The 24,297-nt window shown below is 63.2% G+C and carries 16 protein-coding genes; 6 read left to right on the top strand and 10 right to left on the bottom strand.

Annotation, left to right across the window (positions count from 1 at the left end):
• Positions 1-43 precede the first annotated feature (43 nt).
• Positions 44-1,075, top strand: coding sequence for an SUMF1/EgtB/PvdO family nonheme iron enzyme (locus tag AAFP32_RS02455; RefSeq protein WP_350270495.1), 1,032 nt, complete (start codon positions 44-46; stop codon positions 1,073-1,075).
• Here the strand turns inward: AAFP32_RS02455 and AAFP32_RS02450 are convergent.
• The 5 genes from AAFP32_RS02450 to AAFP32_RS02430 form a co-directional block, all read right to left on the bottom strand.
• Positions 1,034-3,232 (bottom strand): BCCT family transporter, encoded by a 2,199-nt coding sequence (locus tag AAFP32_RS02450; protein WP_350270494.1) that lies wholly within the window; start codon positions 3,230-3,232, stop codon positions 1,034-1,036. The two genes, AAFP32_RS02455 and AAFP32_RS02450, sit on opposite strands and share 42 nt — an antisense overlap.
• Positions 3,233-3,560: 328 nt before the next feature.
• Positions 3,561-4,352 carry an ABC transporter ATP-binding protein gene (locus AAFP32_RS02445; protein ID WP_350270493.1) on the bottom strand — a complete coding sequence of 264 codons (792 nt, stop codon included), beginning with the start codon at positions 4,350-4,352 and terminating at the stop codon, positions 3,561-3,563.
• 5 nt (positions 4,353-4,357) lie between these two features.
• Positions 4,358-5,404 (bottom strand): ABC transporter permease, encoded by a 1,047-nt coding sequence (locus AAFP32_RS02440; RefSeq protein WP_350270492.1) that lies wholly within the window; start codon positions 5,402-5,404, stop codon positions 4,358-4,360.
• A gap of 98 nt (positions 5,405-5,502) precedes the next feature.
• A complete protein-coding gene (locus AAFP32_RS02435) occupies positions 5,503-6,489 on the bottom strand; it encodes an ABC transporter substrate-binding protein (RefSeq protein ID WP_350270491.1) in 987 nt (328 codons plus the stop codon).
• Between the two features lie 399 nt (positions 6,490-6,888).
• On the bottom strand, positions 6,889-9,081 hold the full coding sequence (locus AAFP32_RS02430; RefSeq protein ID WP_350270490.1) for a S9 family peptidase: 2,193 nt from the start codon (positions 9,079-9,081) through the stop codon (positions 6,889-6,891).
• Between the two features lie 280 nt (positions 9,082-9,361).
• Between AAFP32_RS02430 and AAFP32_RS02425 the strand changes: the two genes are divergently transcribed.
• Genes AAFP32_RS02425 through AAFP32_RS02415 form a run of 3 tightly spaced genes read left to right on the top strand, consistent with a single transcriptional unit; the run spans position 9,362 to position 12,562 of the window.
• A complete protein-coding gene (locus AAFP32_RS02425) occupies positions 9,362-10,339 on the top strand; it encodes a Bug family tripartite tricarboxylate transporter substrate binding protein (protein WP_350270489.1) in 978 nt (325 codons plus the stop codon).
• A complete protein-coding gene (locus AAFP32_RS02420; RefSeq protein WP_350270488.1) occupies positions 10,336-11,013 on the top strand; it encodes a tripartite tricarboxylate transporter TctB family protein in 678 nt (225 codons plus the stop codon). The genes AAFP32_RS02425 and AAFP32_RS02420 overlap by 4 nt, the downstream gene beginning before the upstream one ends.
• Position 11,014: 1 nt before the next feature.
• A complete protein-coding gene (locus tag AAFP32_RS02415) occupies positions 11,015-12,562 on the top strand; it encodes a tripartite tricarboxylate transporter permease (RefSeq protein ID WP_350270487.1) in 1,548 nt (515 codons plus the stop codon).
• An 89-nt stretch (positions 12,563-12,651) separates the two neighbouring features.
• On the opposite strand, the gene AAFP32_RS02410 is transcribed toward AAFP32_RS02415, so the two are convergent.
• The 4 genes from AAFP32_RS02410 to AAFP32_RS02395 all read right to left on the bottom strand — a co-directional run bounded on the left by AAFP32_RS02410 (position 12,652) and on the right by AAFP32_RS02395 (position 20,150).
• Positions 12,652-14,208: an MFS transporter gene (locus AAFP32_RS02410; protein WP_350270486.1), complete on the bottom strand. Its 1,557-nt coding sequence runs from the start codon at positions 14,206-14,208 to the stop codon at positions 12,652-12,654.
• A gap of 83 nt (positions 14,209-14,291) precedes the next feature.
• Positions 14,292-17,582, bottom strand: coding sequence for a carboxyl transferase domain-containing protein (locus AAFP32_RS02405; RefSeq protein WP_350270485.1), 3,291 nt, complete (start codon positions 17,580-17,582; stop codon positions 14,292-14,294).
• Positions 17,579-19,321 carry an AMP-binding protein gene (locus tag AAFP32_RS02400; protein WP_350270484.1) on the bottom strand — a complete coding sequence of 581 codons (1,743 nt, stop codon included), beginning with the start codon at positions 19,319-19,321 and terminating at the stop codon, positions 17,579-17,581. Before AAFP32_RS02400 ends, AAFP32_RS02405 begins: the two co-directional genes overlap by 4 nt.
• A 175-nt stretch (positions 19,322-19,496) precedes the next feature.
• Positions 19,497-20,150 carry a TetR/AcrR family transcriptional regulator gene (locus AAFP32_RS02395; RefSeq protein WP_350270483.1) on the bottom strand — a complete coding sequence of 218 codons (654 nt, stop codon included), beginning with the start codon at positions 20,148-20,150 and terminating at the stop codon, positions 19,497-19,499.
• 126 nt (positions 20,151-20,276) lie between these two features.
• On the opposite strand from AAFP32_RS02395, the gene AAFP32_RS02390 reads away from it, so the two are divergent.
• Together AAFP32_RS02390 and AAFP32_RS02385 are read left to right on the top strand one after the other, a co-directional pair.
• Entirely contained in the window at positions 20,277-20,798 is a 522-nt protein-coding gene (locus AAFP32_RS02390; RefSeq protein WP_350270482.1) for a TetR/AcrR family transcriptional regulator, read from the top strand.
• Positions 20,799-21,351: 553 nt separating this feature from the next.
• On the top strand, positions 21,352-22,143 hold the full coding sequence (locus AAFP32_RS02385) for a hypothetical protein (RefSeq protein ID WP_350270481.1): 792 nt from the start codon (positions 21,352-21,354) through the stop codon (positions 22,141-22,143).
• A 273-nt stretch (positions 22,144-22,416) separates the two neighbouring features.
• Here the strand turns inward: AAFP32_RS02385 and AAFP32_RS02380 are convergent, their stop codons facing one another.
• Positions 22,417-24,243, bottom strand: coding sequence for an NAD(P)/FAD-dependent oxidoreductase (locus AAFP32_RS02380; protein ID WP_350270480.1), 1,827 nt, complete (start codon positions 24,241-24,243; stop codon positions 22,417-22,419).
• Between the last annotated feature and the right edge of the window lie 54 nt (positions 24,244-24,297).

Genomic DNA, 24,297 nt, shown 5'->3' with positions numbered 1-24,297 from the left:
GTGTGTAGATTCTTGTGAACTGATTCTCAGATGTGGATTGAAGGTGGCGACATTGGCCTCATGCTGCGGCCCGGCACGGAACTCGCCCGTCGGAGCGAGCCAGAGCGACCCGCGGCCCGCCGAGGTGGATGTTGCGGAAGAAGAATCCCCCGCCGAGGTGCGAATGCCGGGCCGGGAATCGACCACCGTGCCCGCTCCCGATCGGCAGCTGCTGACCGAGCTCGCTGCTCTGGCCCCGCAAGACCTGGCGATGATCGGTCTGCACGGCGGCACGTTCCTTATGGGAAGCGAGGATCAGCTGGCCTATCCCGAGGATGGAGAAGGGCCGGTCCGTGAGGTCGGCGTCGACGGCTTCGCGATCGGTGCCACGACAGTGACCGTCGCGGAGTTCGCCGCGTTCGTTGCGGCGACAGGCCATCGCACTGATGCCGATACTCATGGGGACTCCTTGGTCTTCACTGGCCAGTTGGCCGAAGGTCTGCGTCAGACCTCCCCTGCTGTGCAGGCTACTCCCTGGTGGCGCCAGGTCACCGGCGCCACCTGGTTCCAGCCCGCCGGACTCGGCTCGACCGGAGCGCCAGGGACGACGGGCGTGTCCGGGACGGCTCTCGAACAGTGGGCCACGCATCCGGTCACCCACGTCTCCCGCACCGATGCCGAGGCGTACGCGCAGTGGGTCGGTGCCCGACTGCCGACCGAGACCGAGTGGGAGTTCGCCTCCCGCGGTGGCCTCGAGCAGCAGCCCTACCCGTGGAGCTCGGTGCGTGAGCCGAACGGCGAAGCCCGAATGAACACCTTCACGGGTGCCTTCCCCAACGGACCGACAAAGCCGGTGGGCACCGTCCCCGCCGACTCGTTTCCCCCCAACGGGTACGGTCTGCACAATACGACCGGCAACGTGTGGGAGTGGACGAGCGGCGGCTTCAGTGCCCACGACCGTCGCGGTATCCTGCGCGGCGGCTCATACATGTGTCACGACTCGTATTGCCGGAGGTATCGCACCTCGGCCCGAACAGCCGCGACACCGGACACTTCACTTGGACACACTGGATTCCGGCTGGCCCTCGACCTCTGAGTCCGCCGCGGCGGCTTCGGTCTCCGGGTCTCCATCCTCAGGGGTCCACCCATCGGCCCACTCACCGGTCTCGTAGTCGAAGCCGACCGGTTCGCCGTCCTCATCGGTGCGCTGGTACCAGTCGGTATAGTCCCCGTGTTCGGAGTCGATACCGCCGTTGGCGCCGTCGCCCGGTTCGGTCTGTACGACCTGGAAGGCGAAGTCGTCACCAAAGCGGTCGGCGCCGGAGACCACAGCATTTTCCACGGCATTCTGCGCGTACTTGCGCCGCAGCGCCAGCGGATCGGTGCGCAGCTCCTTGAACCACGCGACGATGATGAAGAGCATGATGATCGCAAACGGCACGGCCGTGACGATGACAAGCTGCTGCAGCCCTTGCAATGCACTGGCATTGCCGAGCAGCAGCATGACCACCGCGATCCCGGACATGACGAGGCCCCAGAACACGACGACCCACTTCTTCGGTTCCTGATCGCCGCGACTGGTGAGCATTCCCATGACCACGGACGCCGAGTCGGCGGAGGTGATGAAGAAGATCGCGAGGACGACGATCGCGACGAACGGCAGCCATTCGACGAAGGGCAGATTGTCGATGAGGGCGAAGAACACCTCGGGAGCCGCCATGCTGTCGGTGAACCCGGCAGCTCCCTCGCGGTACATCCAGATCGACGTTCCACCCATGATTCCGTAGGCGACGAAGAGCAGAGTCGAGGGGATGAAGATCGTGCCGAGGATGAACTGGCGGATGCTGCGTCCGCGGGAGATGCGGGCGATGAAGGTACCGACGAACGGCGACCAGGAGATCCACCAAGCCCAGTAGTAGACCGTCCACACGGACTGGAACTCCTGTGTCTCGGCACCCCAGGACAGGGACTTGCCCATCATGTCGAACATCGTCCCCAGGTATTCCATGAGCGCCGAGGGCAGGAGATTGAGCAGGAACAGGGTCGGGCCGAGGAAGAGCACGAGTGCCACAATTCCCACGGTGAGGACGATGTTGATGCTTGAGAGGTAGCGGATGCCCTTTGAGACACCGGAGACCGCGGAGATGACGAACCCGACGGTGAGGACGCAGATGATGACAACGAGCATATTGTTCGTCATCGGTCCCGCTCCGGACACGATGCTCACACCGGTGCCGATCTGCATCGCTGCGATGCCCAGTGCCGCGGCCGTGCCGAACAGGGTCGCAACGATCGCGAAGATGTCGACGAGTTTGCCGGCGAAGCCATCTGTCTGGCGTTCGCCGAACAGGGTCTGGAAGATCGAGGACAGCAGCAGCGAACGCCCGCGACGGTAGGCAGCGTAGGCGATGGCACCGCCGACCAGGGCGTACATCGCCCAGGCGTGGAAGCCCCAATGATAGTAGGTCTGGGCCATCGCACCGTGGAGAGCCTCGGTGGATTCCGGGTCGTTCGTCATCGGCGGGGGGCTGATGAAGTAGGTCAGCGGCTCCGATGGGCCGAAGAAGAGGACACCGATTCCGATGCCGGCGGCGAAGAGCATCGCCACCCACGAGAAGGTGCTGAACTCGGCTTTCTCACCGTCCTTGCCCAAGGGAATCTTTCCATAGGGCGAGAACGCGAGAATGAGCAGGGCCACAAGGATGATGATGGCGACGAGGTTGAAGAACCACCCGACATTCATCGTCGACCAGTTGTAGGCGGAGGTCGCGACCGTGGAGACGTTGTCGGGGTTGACGATGCCCCAGATGACGAACGCGACCGTGAGCGTACCGGCGACGGCGAAGATGATCTTGTCCAGGGAATAGCGGCGACGCTGTTCATCAATGGCGATGCCCGGGACGAGGATCGGGTGGGTGTTGTGCGGGTACTGGGTGTTATTCGGCTCGTCCTCGCTGGGATGCCGGGGACGACGGTAGTCGAGTTTGCCCAAGCTCTTGCCGGTTTCCCGGCTCACTCGCTTGGCATCAGCCTTCAGCTTTTCGCGTGAGGCCCTGCGCTCGGGGCGCAGAGAGCCCGAACCGTCGGAGCCCAGCGTCGGCGCGGTCGTTGCCGCCGCATCGGCGTCGACTCCGGTGGTGTTATGGGCGGTGGTGTTGTGGGAGGTGGTGTTGTGGGAGGTGGTGTTGTGGGAGGTGGTTCCGGACTGGCCTGAGCCGAAATTCTCAGAACTGGGTGTGGAGTCATCGGACATGCAGCGATGGCCCTTTCTCAATCGTCGAAGAAACGGATGATCGAAAGTTGCCAGCGTGGTCTAAGGCTCTGAACCGCACCACCCGATCGCCGCACCGTCCCAGGAATCATTGGCGAAGCCGGCTGTGGGATGTGGAGCAGTTCGAGTCGCAAAAAGGGGTCGAGCACAGTGGTCTGCCCCGAAAGTCCCGATTTTTGCCATAGTTTCGGACCTTAACAGCTTCCTGTGAGCTTCTCAAAGGAATTCTGTCAGTTGCCGGCGTCTTGTCCGGAGACGCCGGCTCTCGATCGCATGGACGGCACAGCCTTGGCCGACCCATGCGAATCGGTCAGTTGAGCAGTGCCCTATCGCCCAGTGTTGCTCCCTTGAGCTTGGAGAATTCGCCCAACAGCGTCTTCACCGTCAGCGACTTCTTCTCCTCGGCCGAGGCCTGGTAGATGATCTCGCCTTCATGCATCATGATGAGTCGGTTGCCCAGAGCGATCGCCTGTTCCATGTTGTGCGTGACCATGAGCGTGGTCAGTCCGTCATTCGACACGATCTTCTTCGTCAGGTCCGTCACAAGCGCCGCTCGCTGCGGGTCGAGAGCCGCTGTGTGCTCGTCGAGGAGCAGGATGCGAGGCTGGGTGAATCCTGCCATGAGCAGGCTCAGAGCCTGGCGCTGTCCGCCGGAGAGCAGTCCGACCTTGGTCTTGAGGCGGTTCTCGAGACCCAGTTCCAAGGTGGCGAGTTCGTCTCTGAACAGATCGCGTCGCGCCGAGGTGGTTCCTCGTCCCAGCCCACGTGACTTGCCGCGTTTGAGCGCCAGGGACAGGTTCTGTTCGATCGTGAGGTCAGGAGCGGTGCCTGCCATCGGGTCCTGGAACACCCGGCCCAGGTATTTGGCCCGTTTGTATTCGGGCATCCGGGAGACCTCGGCACCATCGATGGTGATCGATCCGGAGTCGATGGGTAGTCGGCCCGAGATCGTATTGAGCAGGGTCGACTTTCCTGCCCCGTTCGATCCGATCACGGTGACGAAGTCGGATTCTTTGAGTTCGAGGGACAGCGTCTGCAGTGCTTTGCGTTCGTTGACGGTGCCGGGGAAGAAGGTCTTCGAGATTGTGTCGATCTTGAGCATGTGCCTCAGCCTTCCTTCGTCTTCGACGATGCTGTCGGTCCGGCAGCGCTCGTTGACGCCCTAGCGGGGGCGTCGGTGGTGCCATCCGGAACGTCGGTGGTGCCCGCGGGGACCTGGGCGCCCGGCTCGTTGGCGGGATCGTCCGTCGTGCCGACAGCAGCCTTGGCCGAGGCGCGGTTGCCGCGTGATCTCAGCGACGGTATTCGCTTGAGGAATCCCCACCTGGGCAGCAGCAGTGCGACCACGACGAGCAGCGCGGTGGTCAGCTTCATGTCGTTGGTGTCGAGGCCGGCGCGCAGCGCCAGGAAGATGATGAGGCGGTAGATGACAGAGCCCATGAGTGCGCCGAGGCTGGCCATGAAGATGTTGCGGGAGCCGAACACTGCCTGGCCCAAGATGACTGAGGCGAGGCCGACGAGGATGAGGCCGATGCCCATGCTGATATCGGAGAATCCCTGGTATTGGGCTACGAGGGCTCCGCAGAGTGCGACGAAGCCGTTGGACAGGGCCAGGGTCAGCATCGTCGTGTTATCGGTGTTGACGCCGAGGCTGCGGATCATCTGCCTGTTGTTGCCGTTGGCCTGGATCGCCAGTCCCAGGTCGGTGGTGAGGAACCAGTCGATGGCGAATTTCAGAATCAGGGTGAAGACGAGGAGCACCCCAATTGAGATCCAGGTGCCCAGCCACATGTTCTCCCGCAGCGGAGTGAACACGGTCTCTTCTCGCAGGAGCGGGAGGTTCGCCTTGCCCATGATCCTCAGGTTGATCGACCACAGTCCGATCATTGTCAGGATGCCGGCGAGCAGACCGTCGATGCCGCCCTTGGTGTGGAGGAGGCCGGTGATATAGCCGGCGATGAATCCTGCGAAGATGGCCGCCACAGTCGCCAGGAAGGGGTTGACCCCGGCGATGATCAGGGATGCTGCGGTGGCACCACCCGTGGTGAAGCTTCCGTCGACGGTGAGGTCGGGGAAGTTGAGAACCTTGAAGGTCAGATAGACCCCGAGCGCCATCGCTGCGTAGATGAGCCCGAGTTCCAGTGCTCCGAACATGTGTTTCCGATCATGTGGTGGTGTGTCGAAGGGGCCCGTGGTCGCCGACGGGATTGCCGGCGACCATCGTGCTCACGGGGTGATTCTGTGCCGGCGAGTCATTTGATGACGTTGTCGGCTTCGTCGATGATGTCCTGGGGAATTTCGACGCCCTGAGCTTTGGCGGCCTTCGGGTTGACGACGAGCTCAAGGTTGGAGCTGGTCTCGACGGGCATATCGGCCGGCTTCTTGCCGTCCTGGAGGATCTGCAGCGCCATTTTGCCGGTCTGCTCGCCCAGCTTCGTGTAGTCGATGCCACGGGTGATTGCAGCACCCTGTTCGACCTGGCCTGCTTCCGAACCGACGAGGAGGGCCTTGTTCTTCTCCGCTGCCTGGACCATGGTGGTGACGGCGGAGACGACGTTGTTGTCGGTTGGCACGTAGTAGGCGTCGACCTTGCCGAGGGAGTTCACTGCCTGCGCCAGTTCACTGGAGTTGGCGATCGTGGCTTCCTTGATCTCGATGCCCATGTCCTTCGCGGCCTTCTTCGCGAGATCCACCTGCACCTGCGAGTTGACTTCGCCGGAGCTGTAGACGATGCCGACGGTCTTCGCATCAGGCTTGAGGTCCTTGACGAGCTGGAGCTGATCGGCGACCGGGTTGAGGTCGGAAGTGCCGGTGACGTTGGCCCCAGGCGCATCATTTGACGCCACAAGGCCTGCTTCTTCGGCATCGGTGACGGCGGTGAAGAGTACAGGAATGTCAGTGATTGCCTGTGCGGCTGCCTGTGCCGCGGGGGTGGCCACCGCGAGGGCGAGGTCGAGGTCCTTGTTGGCGAATGTCTGCGCGATGGAGGTGGCGTTGGCCTGTTCGCCCTGGGCATTCTGTTCGTCCCATTCGACGGTGACATCGGCATCTTCGAAGGACTTCTTGAAACCTTCGCTGGCCGCGTCGAGCGCCGGGTGCTGAACCAACTGGGAGATGCCGATCGAGTACGACTCGCCGCCTTCGCCCTCACCGCTGGCGCTGTCTCCACCCGAACATGCTGAGACCGCAATAACCGAACTCACTGCCACAATCGCTGTGGCCAGATGCTTGAGACGCATTCTTCTCCCCTTTGAATAATCGGTTCAACTGCGCGGAACCGAAACGAATTCTGGTGCTGTTCCCGGCCGGACACGTCGGTGGGTGCCCCCGTGGAACTGCAGACGAACCACACCCGACCGCGGCTCAGACCATTCTGATTCCGCAGACAGGCGGGGTGCGCCTGTGATGTGTTCCACTCTATTGGGCGCCACTGACACGCTTGAACAAAACAGGGCATTGAAGACAATCGTCCCAGTATTGTTATCTGCCGCGACAAACGTCCCCCGCAGCCCCTCTTGCGACACCCATGTGTCTCACCGAGGTGTGCCCGTCGTGACGTCCTCAGGAATGCTGGGGTGACGCCTCGGTGATGTTGTTCTGACGATCTCGGGGATGCCGTGGGGACGCCGCAGCCGCGGTCAGGCGTCGATCTCGACGTCGGCTCGTCCCAGCACGTCGAGTATCCAGGCGAAGTCGAACGCCGTTTCCTTCCACGAGTCATAGCGGCCAGAAGCACCTCCGTGCCCGGCGACCATCTCGGTCTTCAGCAGCACGTCGGCACCGACCTCGCGCAGGCGAGCCACCCATTTGGCTGGTTCGACGTAGAGGACTCGGGTGTCGTTGAGCGAGGTCACGGCCAAGATCTTCGGATGATCCACCTCGGCGACGTTCTCGTAAGGCGAGTAGGAGCGCATGTACTCGTACACGTGCTCATCGTGGAGAGGATCACCCCATTCCTCCCACTCGATGACGGTGAGCGGGAGTTCGGGCATGAGGATCGAGGTCAGCGCATCGACGAAGGGGACATGTGCGCTGACCCCGGCGAACAGATCCGGGGCCATGTTCGTCACTGCGCCCATGAGCAGCCCCCCGGCCGATCCCCCGGTAGCCACGAGCTTCTCCGGACTCGTCCAACCTTCGGTCACAAGGTGGCGCCCGGCGGCGATGAAGTCCGTGAACGTGTTCTTCTTCGCCGAGGTCTTTCCCTGGTCGTACCAGTGTCGGCCCATCTCACCACCGCCGCGCACGTGCGCGATGGCGAAGACGACTCCCCGGTCGAGCAGGGAGAGCCGGGACACGGAGAAGAACGGGTCCATGCTCATCTCGTAGGAACCATATCCGTAGAGGACCATGGGTGCGGGTTCGGTGTCGACGAGGTCGGTGCGGTAGACCAATGAGATCGGGATCTGAGTCCCGTCCTCGGCACTGGCCCAGACGAGGGATTCGTCGTAGTTGCCGAGGTCGACGGAGCCGAGAACGGGCTGACGCTTGAGGACCGTGTCAGTGCCGTCTGCCACGCTGTGCTGATAGATCACGGCGGGCGTGGACATGGAGGTGAAGAGCAGTCGGATGCTCGTCTGTGTGAATTCGGGATTGCCGGCAAAGCCCAGGGTTCCGGTCTCTCGAGAGAAAGGAAGCTCCTGCAACGGTCCGTAGGGCGATGCCGCACCCTGGTCTCGAGTCTCCAGTTCGACGATGCCGACTCGTGCGAATCCGCCGCGGCGGTAGCTGATGACGATGAAGTCCGCGAAGGCGTCGACGTCTTCGATGCGCAGTCCCTCGACGTCATCAAGGAGCGAACGGCCGGCGGAGCGCGGATCTGCGATGGTCTCAGGTTCGTCGACGGCATCAACAGGTTCACTGGCGGTTCCGGCGGGATCGGCGACGGGAACGTCGATGATGTCGAAGTCGTCGCGCTCCTGGTTGTGGGTGATGAGGAAACGATCCTCACCAGCGATGACCGCGTGCTCGACCGAGTATTCGACCCCATCAATACGGGGCCAGACCACCTGCGGTGCTGCCTCAAGGTCCTCGGACTCCAGCGACCAGAAGCCGGTGGTGGTCTTCGACCCGGTGACGACGAACATGTATTTGCCGGAGCGGGAGAATCCCGAGCCGACGAAGAAGCGCTCGTCGGGTTCGTGGAAGATGCACACATCATCGCTGCTGTCGGTGCCCACCGAATGGCGCCAGACCTTTTCCGGCCGCCAGGCGTCATCGACAGTGGTGTAGAAGACGAAGCGTCCAGTGGGGTCGATCGAGGCGCCGGCGAAGGTACCGTCGACCGTGTCGGGCAGGTCCTCTCCTGTGCTCAGGTCACGCAGCCGGAGCGTGTAACGCTCGTCGCCGGAGTTGTCGACGCCGACGAGCAGGTACCTGCCGTCGTCGGTGAGTGAGAAGCTGCCGAGGGAGAAGAACTCCTGTCCTTCGGCGGCGATGTTCGAGTCGAAGATGACTTCTTCACCGGGCAGCGGTTCGTCGCCGACCTCGGGTGGTGTCCAGTCATCGGCGTCGGCAATCGGTGCGCGCACACTGATCCCGTAGTCGAGCCCCGCTTTCGTCCGTGAGAAGTACCAGTAGTTCCCGCGCCTGGTCGGCACGGACATATCGGTTTCCTTGATGCGGGTCTTGATCTCGGTGAAGATCGATTCGCGCAGGGGTTCGAGGGCGGTCGTCTGGGCGTGCGTCCATTCGTTCTCGGCTTCGAGATGAGCGATGACGTCCGGGGACTCCTTGTCGCGCATCCATTCGTAGTCATCGACGAAGGTGTGGCCGTGGTGCGTCCGCTCGTGGGGAACCTTCTTGGCCACAGGGGCAGTGGTGTCATTCATAGCCCCAGCCTAGCTACCTCAGTGCCGTCGCCGCTGACACCGCAGCTGCCGGCGCCGCCGAAACCGCCGTCAGCCGAAATGAGCAGAACGCACACAACGTGAAATATGAGCAGAACGCGATCAGTGCGCACAAGCGCGAAATGTGACGCGCATCAACCTAGGCTATGACGAGCCTCACATGTAGTTCACAACAGCAATGAAAGCTTGGTCAATGACGAACCAATCCTCCTCAGACACTGGCGCAGATCCTCGGCCCGGACCTCCACATCCGAGTCGGCGCATGTTCGGCCGCATCGCCTATGGTGCCGTCGCTGTGGCCGCCATCGGTACGGCTACTGGATTCTCCATCAAGTCCGCCGCTGCCAAGGGTGACCTCTCCTCCAACCTCACGCTCATCGCACCCGCCGGTGCCGGTGGCGGATGGGACGGATTCGCGCGAGAGACCCAGCAGGCCATGCGCGCGATCAAGGTCGCCAACAATGCCCAGGTCGTCAACATCCCCGGTGCCGGCGGCACCATCGGCCTCGGCAAGTTCTCGACTATGGATGGCCGTGCCGACACCCTTCTCGCCACCGGCACCGCGATGGTCGGCGGCATCGCACTCAACAAGTCGCCCGTCGGATTCGACGACACAACCCTGCTCGCCCGGGTCGCCGAGGACTACGACGTGCTCATCGCCGCCGCAGACTCCCCCTACAACACCATTGACGATGTCATCGGCAAGTGGAAGAAGGATCCCGAAGGATTCGTCTGGACAGGTGGTTCAGCAGGTTCTGTCGATCACCTCACGATCGCCCAATTGGCGCTGCTCGGCGGCATCCCCGCCTCCGGCATCACCTACATCCCGAAGTCCGGTGGCGGCGAAGCGATCCAAACACTGCTCTCGGGGACGACGGACTTCGCATCCTGTGGCTTCAACGAGGTCTCCGACCAGATCGAAGCCGGACGCGTCAAAGCCCTCGGCGTGGCCTCGCCACAACGCATCGCCGGATTCGACGAGGTTCCCACGATGACCGAACAGGGCTACAAGGTGACGCTGACCAACTGGCGCGGCTTCCTCGGTGCGCCGGGCATCAGCGAAGACGAGACTGCACAGCTTGTCGACATTCTCCAGCAGACTCGTGACAGCGCGGAATGGGCCGATGCCGTCGACCGCAACAAATGGACAGACGTGTGGCTGACCGGTGATGAACTCACCGAGTTCGTCAAAGAGGACACCTCCCGGATCGAGAAGCTGTTGAAGGAGTTGGGACTGTGAGCACTAAGACGTCACCGAAGACGAAAACCAGGACGGACCACCTCGGCGCCGGAACCTGGTGGCAGGGACGATCAGGTCTGCTGATTCCACTCATCATGGGCGCATTCTCCACCTATCTGCTCATCGGCATCCTCACGATGCAGGTGCCCGCGGACACGGATCCGCCCGGTCCCCAATTCTTCCCGATGATCATCATGCTCGTCGGCTACTCGCTGACGCTCCTGCTGGTCATCGCCTATATCCGCAACCCCGAACCCGTCGACGCCGACGACGAGGTCCCAGCTGAAACAGCTGAGGACAAGGCGTTCTCCACCCCAATCACCTCGGCGGTCTCGGCTTCGCGCCTCTCCCCACACGAGGAGGATGAACCGAGCTCCGACCGCAAGGCCCTCGCCGAGGCACGGGTGGCCGATTCTCGCCACCGCACCCATTCGGACTTCGTGTCCCTGGCCTGGGGTGCGGGCGGTTTCGCCGCCTTCGCCGGCATCCTCGAGTTCGCCGGCTGGATCATCGCCGCGGCACTTCTGTTCTGGTGTGTGGCCAGGTCGATGGGTTCGAAGAAGCCCCTGTTCGACCTGACCCTGGCACTGACCTTCTCGTCTCTGGTCTACATCGCGTTCGCGGTAATGCTGGGGCTCAACCTTCCCTCGGGAATCTTAGGAGGTGGTCTCTGATATGGACGCTCTGATGTCTCTCTTCGAAGGCTTCACCCATGCAGTGACGCCGATGAACCTGTTATGGGTCATCCTCGGCTGCTTCCTCGGCACCGCCGTCGGCGTGCTGCCGGGCCTGGGTTCGTCGATGGCGGTGGCTCTGCTGCTGCCGATGACCTTCGCACTCGACCCGACCGCCGCGTTCATCATGTTCGCCGGCGTCTACTTCGGTGGCCTCTTCGGCGACTCGACGATGGCTATTCTCATGAATACCCCCGGTCAGGCATCGGCGATCGCCTCGACCTTCGAAGGCCACAAGATGGCCCGCAACGGGCGAGCGCCGCAGGCGTTGGCCACGGCCGCGATCGGTGCGTTCATCGGTGGAATCATCTCGTGCTTCCTCGTTGTCTTCATCGCTCCCGCTCTGGCGGATCTGTCGACGAGCTTCGGCCCGGCCGAGTTCTTCGCCCTCGCCCTGTTCGCATTCGTCGCGACCTCCTCGGTCGTTGCGGATTCAGTGCTCAAGGGCCTCATGGCGCTGGTGCTCGGCATCGGGATCTCCGTCATCGGCATCGACTCGGTCTCCGGTACTGAGCGCTTCACCTTCGGTGTCCCCGAGCTCTTCGACGGCGTCTCCCTCGTGACCGTGACTGTGGGCATCCTGGCCCTGGGCGAGGTGTTCCACATCGCTTCGCGGATCCGCCGGAAGGCCAACGACAACACGATCAACTCCTCGGGCCGACCGTTCCTGTCCCGCAAGGAGTTCGGTGAGGCAGTGCCCGCATGGCTGCGAGGAACCGCGATCGGTCTGCCGTTCGGAGTCATCCCAGTCGGCGGTGCGGATGTGCCGACCTTCATGGCCTACGGCCTTGAGCGCAAGCTCGACGCCCGCCGCCAGAATCCGGCGTTCGGTGACAAAGGAGCGATCAGGGGCCTTGCCGCCCCCGAGGCTGCCGGCAGCGCCACGACCGGTATTGCCATGGGCGCCCTGTTGGCTCTGGGTCTGCCGATCTCTGCGACCGCTGCGATCATGCTCGCGGCCTTCCGCCAGTACGGCCTGCAGCCGGGTCCGCTGCTCTTCGACCGCTCCCCCGAACTGGTGTGGGGTCTGCTGGCGAGCTTCTTCATCGCCATGGTTGTGCTGCTCATCATCAACCTGCCGTTCGCGCCGCTGTGGGCGAAGCTGCTCAAGATCCCAGACCCCTACCTCTACGGAGGCATCGCAGTGTTCTGTGGCCTGGGCATCTACGCGACCTCGGCGTCGACGTTCGAGCTGTTCATCCTGTTGGGCATCGGCATCGTCAGCTTCGTACTCAAACGCTACGGAGTTCCCCTGGCACCGCTCATGATCGGCATGGTTCTGGGACCTCTGGCCGAGACCAACCTGCGCGATGCGCTACTGGCCTCGGGCAATGATGTCTCGGTGCTCGTGTCCTCACCGATCACGATCGTCCTCTACATCGTGCTCATCGGCGCGCTGCTCTACACCGGCGTCGGCCGTGTGCGGGCGCGGAGGCGCCAGAAGGTCGCTGCGAGATCTGAGCATTCGGTCGACGAGACCGTGAGCTGATCGACCGCGACCGGCCCTCCGGTGGCCCGGCCCGAGTGAGTGAATCTCGTTCGGACCGGGCCACCGGCGCATTCACCGACCGGTTGCGCTCACGAGACCGATGTTGGCTCCCGGTCCACCGCCTCGGCGCTAACGGGCAGCAGCCGACCCGCACCCCTGAGACCGAAGGACGTCAGGACCGCAGCGATGAGGACAAGGACGACCGCCCCACCCGCTGCCCACTGGACGCCGAGATCGAAGGACGCCACAGCCGCCTCGGCGAGTTGGTCACCGAGGCGACCGCCCTGGGCACTCGCATGTTCGAGAGCTGAACCGAGGGTCTCGAACTCGGCTCCGCTGGCCTTGGCACCGAGCGTGGACTGCAGGTGGGATCCGTACACCGCGGTTGTGAGCCCACCGAGGACGGCCGTGCCCATTACCGAACCGAACTCGTAGGCGGTTTCGGAGATCGCCGAGGCGGCTCCGGCTTTGTTCGCGGGCACGGCAGCAAGGATGAGGTCGTTTGTGATGACCTCGGCCGTGCCGAGGCCCACGCCGAGGATGAGGAACGAGATGAGCATTCCCGCCACCGAATGCTCGGGCGTGAAGGCCACGATGCCCAGGCCGATCGCGTTGAGGACGAGAGCGCAGGGAACGACGACTCGCGGCTGCAGACGGACCATGATCGGCACCGCCACATAGCCGGCGACGATCGAGGTGCCAAGCCCGGGGACGAGGACGAGTGCCGCCTCGACCGGCGAGAGGCCGAGGACCAGCTGGAGCAGCTGCGTGCCGAAGAAGAGGAACCCGGCCAGACCCATGACGCTGAGCAGATTGGACAGCACAGCGGAGGTGAAGACCTTGTTGGCGAAGAGTCTGACATCGAGCATCGGATTCGATGAGTCGAGCTGACGCAACACGAAGCCAATCCCGGCGGCAACGGCCACGATGATGCTGGCCCAGAAGACCAGATCCACTCCGTCTGCCATGACGTGCTTGATGGCGAAGACGAGCGGGGCGAGCATGAGCATGGACAGCACGATCGACAGCGGATCGATCCGACCAGGATTCGGGTCCCGCGACTCCGGCAGCAGCACGATGGCAGCCGGAATGAAAACCGCGATGAGCGGCAGATTGATGAAGAAGATCGCACTCCAGTGGAAGTGCTCGAGCAGGATTCCGCCCACGATAGGACCGAGGGCCGCGCCGCCGCTGAACATGGCGGCCCAGGTGGCGACCGCGACTCGGCGGTCCTTGTCGTTGACGAAGATATTGCGGATCAGCGACAGGGTCGACGGCATCAGCGTGGCGCCGAAGAGACCAAGCAGCGCACGAGAGACGATGAGCATCTCCGCCGAAGTGGAGAAGGCCGCTAGCAGTGAGGCCAGCCCGAAGCCGAAGGCTCCTATCACCAGCAGTTTGCGCCGGCCGACCCGGTCACCGATGCTGCCCATGGCCACGAGGAGACCCGCGAGCATGAGCGCATAGATGTCGACGATCCAGAGGAGCTGGGTGCCTGTGGGATGGAGCCCGGTGCTGATGGCCGGTATCGCGAATCCCAAGACGGTGTTGTCGATCGAGATGAGCAGAACAGGGATCATCAGCACAGCCAGGCCAGCCCATTCGCGCCGGCCGGCGCGCACGTGTGGTGTCTGTGTGGTGAACATGGAATCCACTGTACCGTCTAGACGGTACAGCATACAACATGGTGGCTGAATTCCCAGCAAAGGGCCAGGCTCAAGGCCGCTCCTCAGGCCTGCCGGTCTCGAACCAAGGTCAGCACCCAGTCACGGGTGCGGGCCGGATCGATGACGTCGTCGATGTCGAAGATCATGGCCGCGCTCATCGCCTTCCCTTGTTCGTATTCGGCGGCGATGAGCTCTTCTTCATGCCGCTTCCGCTCAGCGTCATCCTCGATCGCGGCCAGCTCCTTCGCATACCCGAGCCGCACGGACCCTTCGAGGCCCATTGGTCCGATCTCGCCGCTGGGCCAGGCGATGGTGAAGGCATTGACTTCGAATCCTCCGGTGGCCATTGCCATGGCACCCAGGCCGTACCCCTTGCGGATGATGACCGAACCGACTGGCACAGTCAGTGCCGCACCGGCGACGAAGAGGTCCCCGAACGCCCGGACGCCCGGCTCGCGCTCTGCCTCGGGCCCGACCATGAAGCCCGGAGTGTCGATGAGCGAGAGAACCGGGATCCCGTGGTCCTGGGCCAGCCGCAGATGCTGTGTGAACGAGCGCGCAGCATCCACGTCGATCGCCCCGCCGAGGTGGTGGTTGTCATTGGCGATGAGCGACAGAGGATGTCCGTCGACTCGAACGAACCCGGTGACAGCCCCCGGCGCATAGTCACGGCGGACTTCAATGAAGGTGGCCTCGTCGGCGATGGTGTCGATGACGTCGCGGATAGCGAAGGTGCGCAGTCTGTCAGCGGGCACGATGGTGCGTGCTCGCTCAACTCGCCCCTCGCCGAGGCGGCTCTCAGGCGAACCCGCAAACGATTCCTTCGGCTCTTCTCTCCTGCTTCCGCCCATGATTGCCAGAGTTTCTCTGGCAATCACCACCGCGTCCGCCTCGTCGTCGGCCAGGACGTCGATGACTCCGTTGGCGGTGTGGACGTCGACGGGCCCGATCTCCTCCGGTTTGTGTCGGCCGAGCCCTCCCCCTTCGATCATCGCCGGTCCGCCCATGCCGATGTTCGCGTCCGGGGTTGCGATGATCAGGTCGCAGACTCCGGCGAGCGCTGCGTTGCCGGCGAATGTTCGGCCGGAGACGATGGCGATCAGCGGCACCGCGCCGCGCAGTCTGGCCAGGGAGGCGAATGTGGGTACCTGCAGACCTGAGCTCGGCCCCCTGTCGGTGTCGCCGGGTCGGCCGCCTCCACCTTCGGCGAAGAGGACGACCGGCACCCGTTTCGTCTCGGCGAGCTGGATCAGTCGGTCGGTCTTCGCATGGTTGCGTGTGCCTTGTGTTCCGGCCAGGACCGAATAGTCGTAGCTGATGACGACGACTTCACGCCCGTCGACGGTCGCCGGCCCCCCGACAAGACCGTCGCCCGAGGTCTTCGCAATAAGGTCATCGACGCTTCGTCTTCGGGTCTGTGCCGCGATGACGAGTGGGCCGTATTCGACGAAGCTGCCGGCATCGACGAGATCGTCGATATTCTCCCGTGCGGTGCGACGTCCCCGACTGCGGATCTTGGCAAGGCTACCCTCGCGCGCCTCATCACTGACCGCTGCGTGCCTGTCCTGGACCTCGGCCACTCCGGGGTGTGGTTCGGAAGCGACGGCGTCGTCGGCCTCACCGGTCTCGGCGCCAGAGAGGACGGCAAGCGGCTGTCCTGCCACAATCTGGTCGCCGACTGCGACGAGGTGTCGCACGCCTGCCGCCTTCGGGCCGCCGACGGGGTGGTGCATCTTCATCGCGTCGATGAGGACGTATTCGCTGTGGTCCTCGCTGATGGCCACGACCGCACCGCTCATCGTCGCACGCAGCAGTGATTCCCCTGTACTCAGTACAGGTTCATTGCGAGGTGTGGGGACTGCATCGCGCATGTCCGGCGAGGCTTCGGCCGGGGTCGTGGCATGTGCTTCTCGTGCTCGAGTCCCGATCTCCTCGGCATGTTCGTCATACGCCGATGTCGTCGAGTTCCCGAGCTCCAGGACCTCAGTGATAGCACTCAGGACCCCGGCGTTCGTCTCGATCCCAGTGGCATGGAATTCGTCGAGGGCGCGCCCAGCGGCATCGGCGGCCGCGGCGAAGGTGGGGCCGTGGACGGTGATCTTTCCGAGCAGAGGGTCGAATCCTCCGGTCACTGCGACTCCCGCAGCAGCCCAGGTGTCGATGCGCACCCCTGGGCCCGTCGGCCATGTCAACGACTCGATCCGGCCTGTGCTCGGCGCCGGCTCTCCCGAATCGAGAAGTGTCTCCGCACAGATGCGCAGTTCGACGGCTGCGCCTCGTGGCTCCACGCCTTTCATACCCGCGGGTGTTCGCCCTGCAGCAACGTCGAGCTGTGCTGCAACGAGGTCGAGTCCGGTCACTGCCTCGGTGACGGTGTGCTCGACCTGGATGCGCGGGTTGACCTCGAGGAGCCAATACTCGTCCCCGGCGACGAGGAACTCGACGGTCGCCAAGGACCGGTATTCGGAGGAGGAGACGAGTCGTGCTGCGTCAGCGTGCAGGCTGTGCCGCAGACTCTCGCTGAGCCCCGGCGCCGGGGCGATCTCGATGAGCTTCTGTCGACGGCGTTGGATCGAGCAGTCGCGGTCGCCGAGGACCTTGGTCCCGTCTGGGGTGCCGATGACCTGTACTTCGATATGGCGGGCGCCGGTGACCAGCGCCTCGGCGAAGATTCGCGCATCGTCGAACCCTGCAGCGGCTTCAGAGGCACACGACCGCAGGGCACCAGCGAGGTCCTCGGGATCGGTGACGATTCGAATTCCCCGACCTCCACCTCCGGCCAGCGCCTTGATCGCAATTCCTGCCGGATGCGCGTCGAGGAGCGCGCGCGCAGTCCGCAGCGCCGCACCGGCGCCATCCTCATCGTCGCAGTCGGCCCCGCCCTCGTTGTCGCACTCGGTGTCGAGCGTCAGCAGGCCGGTGGCCGGTGGGGTCGGAATTCCTATCTCTTCGGCGCGGGCGCGCGTGGCCTGCTTGTCACCGAACAGCTCCAGCGCCGCAGCATCGGGACCGATCCAGGTCAGTCCCGCATCGGCGCAGGCACGAGCAAGCCGCGCGGATTCGGAGAGGAATCCGTATCCCGGATGGACCAGGCTGCATCCTGCCGACGACGCCGCCGCCACAATGGCATCGGGGTCGAGGTATGCGGTGGCTCCGACTCCCGGAAGGGTGACGACCTCGTCGGCAAGTGCGATGTGCAGGCCGGCAGCGGAGCCGAGTGCCTCCTCGTTCGCTGACTGCACGGCCACGGCGCGGTAGCCGAGTGCCTTGGCTGAGCGGATGATTCGGCAGGCGATCTCCCCGCGGTTGGCTACGAGAAGGCCGACAGCCTCGGCGGGATTCGGAATGGTCACCGGTTTTCCTCCAGCAGTTCATCGATGAGAACGGTCTTGCGGATCTTGCCGGTCGCGGTCATGGGCATGCCGGAGACGAAGACGAAGTCGGGCACCTTGTACACCGCCATGTTCTCTTTCGCCCAGGCGGCCAGCGACTCGCCATCGGCAGTGGAGCCTTCGGCAAGAACGACGAATGCGACAGGCAGTTGGCCGTGATCCGCATCGTCACGAGGTGCGACTGCCACCGTTTCGATGGCGGGATGGGCGCGCAGGAGGCTCTCCACCTCGGCGGGGAAGACGCTCATGCCGTTGACCTTGATCATCTCCTTGGTGCGAGCGAGGTACGTCAGGGCGCCTTGGTCGTCGAAGCGGCCGGTGTCGCCGGTGCGCAGCCAGCCGTCGATGAGCGATTCGTTCGTGGCACGCGAATTATTCCAATAGCCAGTCGTCACCGACGGCGATCGGACGAGGATCTCACCGCTCTCCCCCACAGGTACCGGGTTGAGGTCGAGATCGGCGATTACTATGTCGGTGCCAGGCACCGGGAATCCGCAGTACACGGGTTCGGCGCGAAGGTCGCGATCTTCCTCTTGGAGTCCCAGAGTGAAGGTGTCTGAAGTGTGCGTCTCCGTCATTCCGTAGGACGCTTCGCGCAGGACGATGCCTGTTCGCGACTTCCAGCCCTCTCGCAGTTCGATGTCGAGCTTACGCACGAATGACACCGCCTGGCAGGTCTCCAACGAGGACAGGTCGGTGTCGGCGAATTCGTCGGTGTCGAGAAGGTCGATGAGTTCGACGTAGCCGTCGGCAGGTGAGACCAGGCGAGTGACACCGCGTTCGGCGATGCTCCGCAGCGCCGCATGGGGGTGCCAGCGGGACATGATGACGACTTCGCCACCACCGTAGATAGGCAGCAACAAACCGAAGTTCTCGCCGGCGACCCAGAACATCGGCAGGAATCCGAGTGACACGACCCTCCCTACGCCCGGAGCCGTCGCCATTCCGGCCATCGCCGACACCGCTGTGTACGAGAGGTGACCCAGGGAATGTTCGCATCCCTTGGGCAGGCCGGTCGTCCCACCCGTGTAGTTGAGGGAGGCGAGCCGGTCAGGGTCTGCATGAACCGGGGCCACTGGCGCCGAGGCGAGGACTCGTTCCCAATCGCCTGCGTCCTCGGGAGTGGGCACAGCATGGGGACAGTCGGCGCTGGGCTGCGGCGCCGAGGAGAGTGCGAAGACCGCGGCGGGGTCGGTCCACGTAATGTCGATGGGATCCGGGAGTTGGGACACTGCGGCTTCCACGAGACTGCGCGAATGTGGGTGGGCGATGAGGTGAGTTGTGCCTGAGTCGGCCAGCTGGTGCCTGAGCTCTTCGGTGCGGTACATCGGGTTGATCGGAACGTAGACAGCGCCGAGCCAGGCGATCGCGAGGAAGGAATGGACGAACTGCGGGCAGTTGCCCATATACACGCCCACTCGAGTTCCCTCGGCGACACCGCGTTCAGACAGCCAGCCGGCCGTCGCAGCAACATCGTCTTTGAGCTGGCCCCAGGTCGACTTCCAGCCGTAGAAGCTCATTGCCGCAGAATCGGGTCGTTCGTGCGCCCAGTGGATCACTGTCTCTGCCAGTCCTGGCCCGGCCGCGGGCTCCGGGGCCGTATGCGGAACCTCTTCGGGCCACAGCGCTCGCAGCGAGGCGAGCTCAACTGCCGATTCCTCCCACGAAGAGGTTCGAATGTCATCGTTGCTGCCGTTCATGGAAACTCCTTCTCGACGATCCCCGATCGCCACTGACCGATTGACAACTCTGTCAATCACAGTTCTAATCGAAGAAATCTCCCTGTGCAAGTGCTGGACCGGCTGGTGTCACTGGGCGAGACTGTCGTTGCAGCAGCCGCTGTAGAACCCGTTGCCGAAGGATCTATAGAGGGCATCAGTCGTCGAGTGCGGTGAGATCTCCGGTGAAGCCGATGATGGCGAAATAGACGCGGGTGGCCTGATCGATGTAGTAATCCAGCCGGCTCCTGTCCTTCCTCGTCGCCGATGCGGCATCGACGATGACCGCGTCCATGAGGTGGGCCGCGTATTCCTCATCGACGAGCGGAGTCGCGAGCCCGGAATCCCGAACGCTGATGATCTGTCGCAGGATGCGGCGGAAGGGCTTGCCGACGATGACCGCATTGATCTCTGCAACCTGCGGATCTGTCTGCGCCCGCTTCTCAATGACGTCGAGGAGTTCAAGATTGTCGACGTAGATGCTGATGAATGCTTCGATCGACGCCCGCACAACGAGGACTGGGTCATCCGCCATCGGCTTCGGGTGGTGGTGCGCTTCGAGGATTTCGTCCCTCAACGTGGCCGCGACGACGCTGAAGACCTCTGCTTTGGTAGCGAAGTAGACGTAGAAGGAGGGCCGCGAGACGTCTGCTGCGGCCGTGATGTCTCCGATCGTCGCAGAGTCGAAGCCTTGAGAGGAGAACACGGACCGGGCAGCGGCAAGCAGCGCGTCCTTCGTCTCCGACTCGAGGTCTCGTCGGATATCACGTGCCTTCGTCCAATCCATATCTCGAATCGGCCGCCGTTCCATCGACACCTCCTCTGCTAGCCCTCTTCGCCAATTTCCCAACACCTCAACTGTGGTTCAATCCTATAAGCGCGGCACCGCTTCTCACACAAAGACCGAGTATCTCCTCTATCGACTAGGCTCGGCGCTATGGCACGCAACTCCACCGATACCAAAGAGAAGCTCCTCGACGCCTTCGAGATCCTGCTCGACGAACATGGTACTTCCGGGGCAACACTCGACGCGGTCGCGGCGAAGGCCGGAGTGTCCAAAGGCGGACTGCTGTACCACTTCGGGTCGAAGGCGGAGCTGATCAAGGGCAGCCTCGAACGTCTCAGCAGGCTGGTCGATGACGATGTCGAGTCCATGAAGTCAGCCGGCGATCGACTCCATCTCTACTACCTCGAGACGTCGGCCGAGGTCGGAACGCCTCTCGACCGCAGTCTCATCGCCGCCAACTGCCTGTCGCAGGAGAACGCGGATGCCAAGAACGCACTGCGCAAGACCAGGGAAGCCTGGTTCGACGTACTCAACGACCACCTCGGCGACCCCGACATGGCGATGACGATCCAGCTCATCGGCGATGGCATGTACTTCAACCAGAACTTCGGCCTGTCCCAGGACGAAGCCTTGGCCCATGTGAAGAACGTACTGGCGCGACTGGGGCTCTAGCGACAGTCTCCGGGCGCGACTGGGGCTCTAAGCGGAGGTCTCCTGACCCGACACCCTCTGCGCAGCTGCACGTCCACGCGCGATCCTCCGAAACTTCGACTCGTCCACCACACCCTGTTGACGCCGCCCGTGTCGGTCGACGCCCCATGCGTCAGGTACAGCCGGCGTGTAATTCGAGTTGCGGAAGTTTCGGTCCGAAAACTGGCGTCCGATTCGGCTCAAATCTTCCTCAACTCGCCGGAGCGCAGCAGGAAACCAGCGCCCGGTGAGAACGGTTCTTGACTCGTCCACTCGTGTGCACAGGCAGCCTCCGGACAACCGGGCTCGCGTGCATATTGCCTGTGGACGCCGAACTGCAGTCCACAGCGGCATCCGCCAGGCTTTCGCACCTGGCCGGGCGCGCTCGACCATAACAATTATGTTCAATGACCACCGCTGGGAGCTGCGTGATTACCCGTTGCTCTTTGAAGCACGAAGGGCCTCAGAACGAGGTATCACCCGCCACCGCCTGCTCCACACGCCCAGATACCCGGTCGTTTTGCCGGGAATTCGCATGGACCGTGAGACCTTCGTCCGATTCCGCACGCCGATATGGGCCGATCACAGTTGGCAACGGGACGCGCTGCGGTTCAGAGCCGCCCTGATGAAGTATCCGTCGATCGTCGCGGGCCACGCACTTGCTGCACGTCTCTATGGATGGCCGTTGCCGACGAACCTGATGACCGACCAGCTTCATGTCTGCACGGCAGAGCCGAATGCTCGGATCATCCAGCCGCTGATCACACTGCACAGAAGCAAGAATTTCTCTCAGAGGATGTGGTTTGATCTGCCGATCCTTGACGCGGTCGACGTATTCATAGGGGTCGGTCCTGACCTGCTGCTGCGCGATCTGGTCAAGCTCGGCGATGCCGCTATCGGCAATTGGCACGGTCGACCACAGGCAGACCTCAACGAGCTTCAGACGCAGGTGATCGAACGCAGCTTCCTCCGCCGACGAGCACATCTCCTCGCAGCGATCGATCTGATGCGCCCCACTGTGGACTCACCGGCGGAGACCGAACTCCGCTTGTGGGCGATTGCAGTTGGGCTCCCCGAACCAGTGGTGCATCCACAGATCCACTGTCCATCGCTGAACTGGATCGTCGAACCGGACTTAGGCTACCCGGACAAGAAGCTCGCATTGGAGTACGAGGGAGACCATCACCGGGCGTCAAAACGACAGTGGACGAGCGACATCGAGCGAGATGAGGCTCTGCGAAATGAGGATTGGACCGTTCTCAAGGTCACCAGCCGGACAAACTACCGACAGCTCGAAGCTAAGATCCGCCTCCATCTCGGTCTATGACGTCGTCGCAGAGCCGAAGTCGAACCGCTCCCACCGCAGAGTCAAAAGCAGAAGCAGAACGCCCTCTCTGCCGATAACGACCTCTCTGCCGATCAGGAAGAGTTGAGGAAAGTTTGGGCCGAAACTTATGCTCCGTATCGGCCCAAACCTTCCTCAACTCGCCGGGGACGGCCGCGGACGCCGAGACGCCGAGACGCCGGGACGCCGGGACGCCGAGACGCCGGGGCGCCGCCTCCGCTTACCCCACTTGGCCAGGGAAGTTCCGCTCACCCCTTACGCCAAGTGATGCACTTCCTGCAGCCCGTACACAGGCGTCTCGATCCCCTCGAACCGAGCCTTGAGTTGGAGTGCCAGATACAGCGAGTAATGCCGTGACTGGTGCAGGTTCCCACCCTGGAACCACAGATTCTCCTGCTGAGTGGGCTTCCACATATTGCGCTGCTCGCCCTCCCACGGGCCGGGATCCTTCGTCGTATCCGAGCCCAGGCCCCAGCACTTGCCGACCATGTCCGCCGTCTCCTGATCGATGAGGTCGGCGACCCAGCCGTTCATCGACCCGTATCCGGTCGCGTAGACCACAAGGTCAGCGGGCAGTTCGGTGCCGTCGGCGAGGACCACGGAATCAGAGGTCAGGTGATCAACGTTGCCTTTGGCCAGCTTCACCTTGCCATCGGCGATGAGTTCCGCCGAGCCGACGTCGATGTAGTAGCCCGAACCGCGGCGCAGGTACTTGAGGAACATCCCCGAGTCGTCATCACCGAAGTCAAGGTCGAACCCGGCGTCGGCCATCCGCTGGTAGAAGTCCTTGTCCCTCTCCTTCATCTGTTCGTAGAGGGGGATCTGGAATTCGTGCATGATCCGGTAGGGCAGGGACGCAAACGTGAGGTCCGCCTTCTCGGTAGTCACACCGTTGGCAAGAGCCTTCTCCGAGTAGAGGTCGCCAAGACCGATATCCATGAGCGAATCGCTCTTGACGATGTGCGTGCTCGAACGCTGGACCATCGTCACGTCGGCGTCGTTCTCGTACAGCGCCCCGCAGATGTCGAAGGCCGAGTTGTTGCTCCCGATGACGACGACCTTCTTACCCGCATAGGCATCGGGCCCCGGGTGCTGTGAGGAGTGCTGCTGCTCGCCCTGGAAGACGTCCGAGCCTGGGAAGGTCGGAACGTTGGGTTTGCCGGACATTCCAGTGGCCATGACCAGATGGGTCGGCTTGAGCGTGAGCTTCTCACCGTCACGTTCGACCTCGACCGTCCACTGCTTGGTCTTCTCATCGAACTTCGCCGAGGTCGCCCTTGTCGACGACCAGTACGGAATCTCCATCACCTTGGTGTAGAACTCCAACCAGTCCGCAATCTTGTCTTTGGGAGCAAACACCGGCCAGTTCTCCGGGAACTTGAGGTAGGGCAGGTGGTCATACCAGACCGGGTCGTGCAGGCACAGCGACTTGTACCGTGATCGCCACTGGTCGCCCGGTCGCTCCCACCGATCGATGACGAGCGCCGGGACTCCCAGCTGGCGCAGGCGTGCACCCAGTGCGATGCCGCCCTGTCCCCCACCGACGACAAGCGTGTACGGCTGGGCGGTCTCACCCCAGGCTGCATCCTCTTCCGCCAGCTTCTCCGACCAGCTCTTGCGCGTGGGATCGACGCCGTGTTCGGCACCCTTGGGCCGCCGCGGGCCCTGAGGCTCCTCATGGTCTTTGAGCTCCTGCAGTGCGGTCAGCAGCGTCCATGCCTTGGTGCCGGCACCCCCTGTGTCAATGAGACGGACAAGTCCCTTACCCCTCCCCACTGCGGTGGCGAAGGTGAACCATGCTGTGGTCACGCCGTCGTCGGTCTCTGCTGGCTCAGCCAGTTCGAAGTCGGTGGGTGAGACTCTGGCGAGGTTCTGGGCCAGCAGGTCTCTGATCCCGTCATGGTTTTCGACGGTCGTGAGGTTCCAGGTGAAGGCCACGAGGTCGCGCCAGAAGCTCTCGTCGCCGAACAGTTTTACCGCAGTATCGATGTCACGGCTGCGCAGTGCGGATTCGAAGCTCTCGAACCATCCGGTTGCGATGTCGTCGGCTGTGAGCGGCTGGCGGTCAATCGTCGTTGTCATGTCACTCCTCTTCGTTGAGCTGTGTGTCTCCAAGCTATGCCCCGGGTGGCAACG

Origin of the sequence: Brevibacterium sp. CBA3109, from assembly GCF_040256645.1 — a bacterium.
Taxonomy (GTDB): Bacteria; Actinomycetota; Actinomycetes; order Actinomycetales; family Brevibacteriaceae; genus Brevibacterium; species Brevibacterium koreense.
The sequence above is the reverse complement of the archived record's forward strand: the minus strand, read 5'-3'. Positions and strand labels throughout refer to the sequence as shown.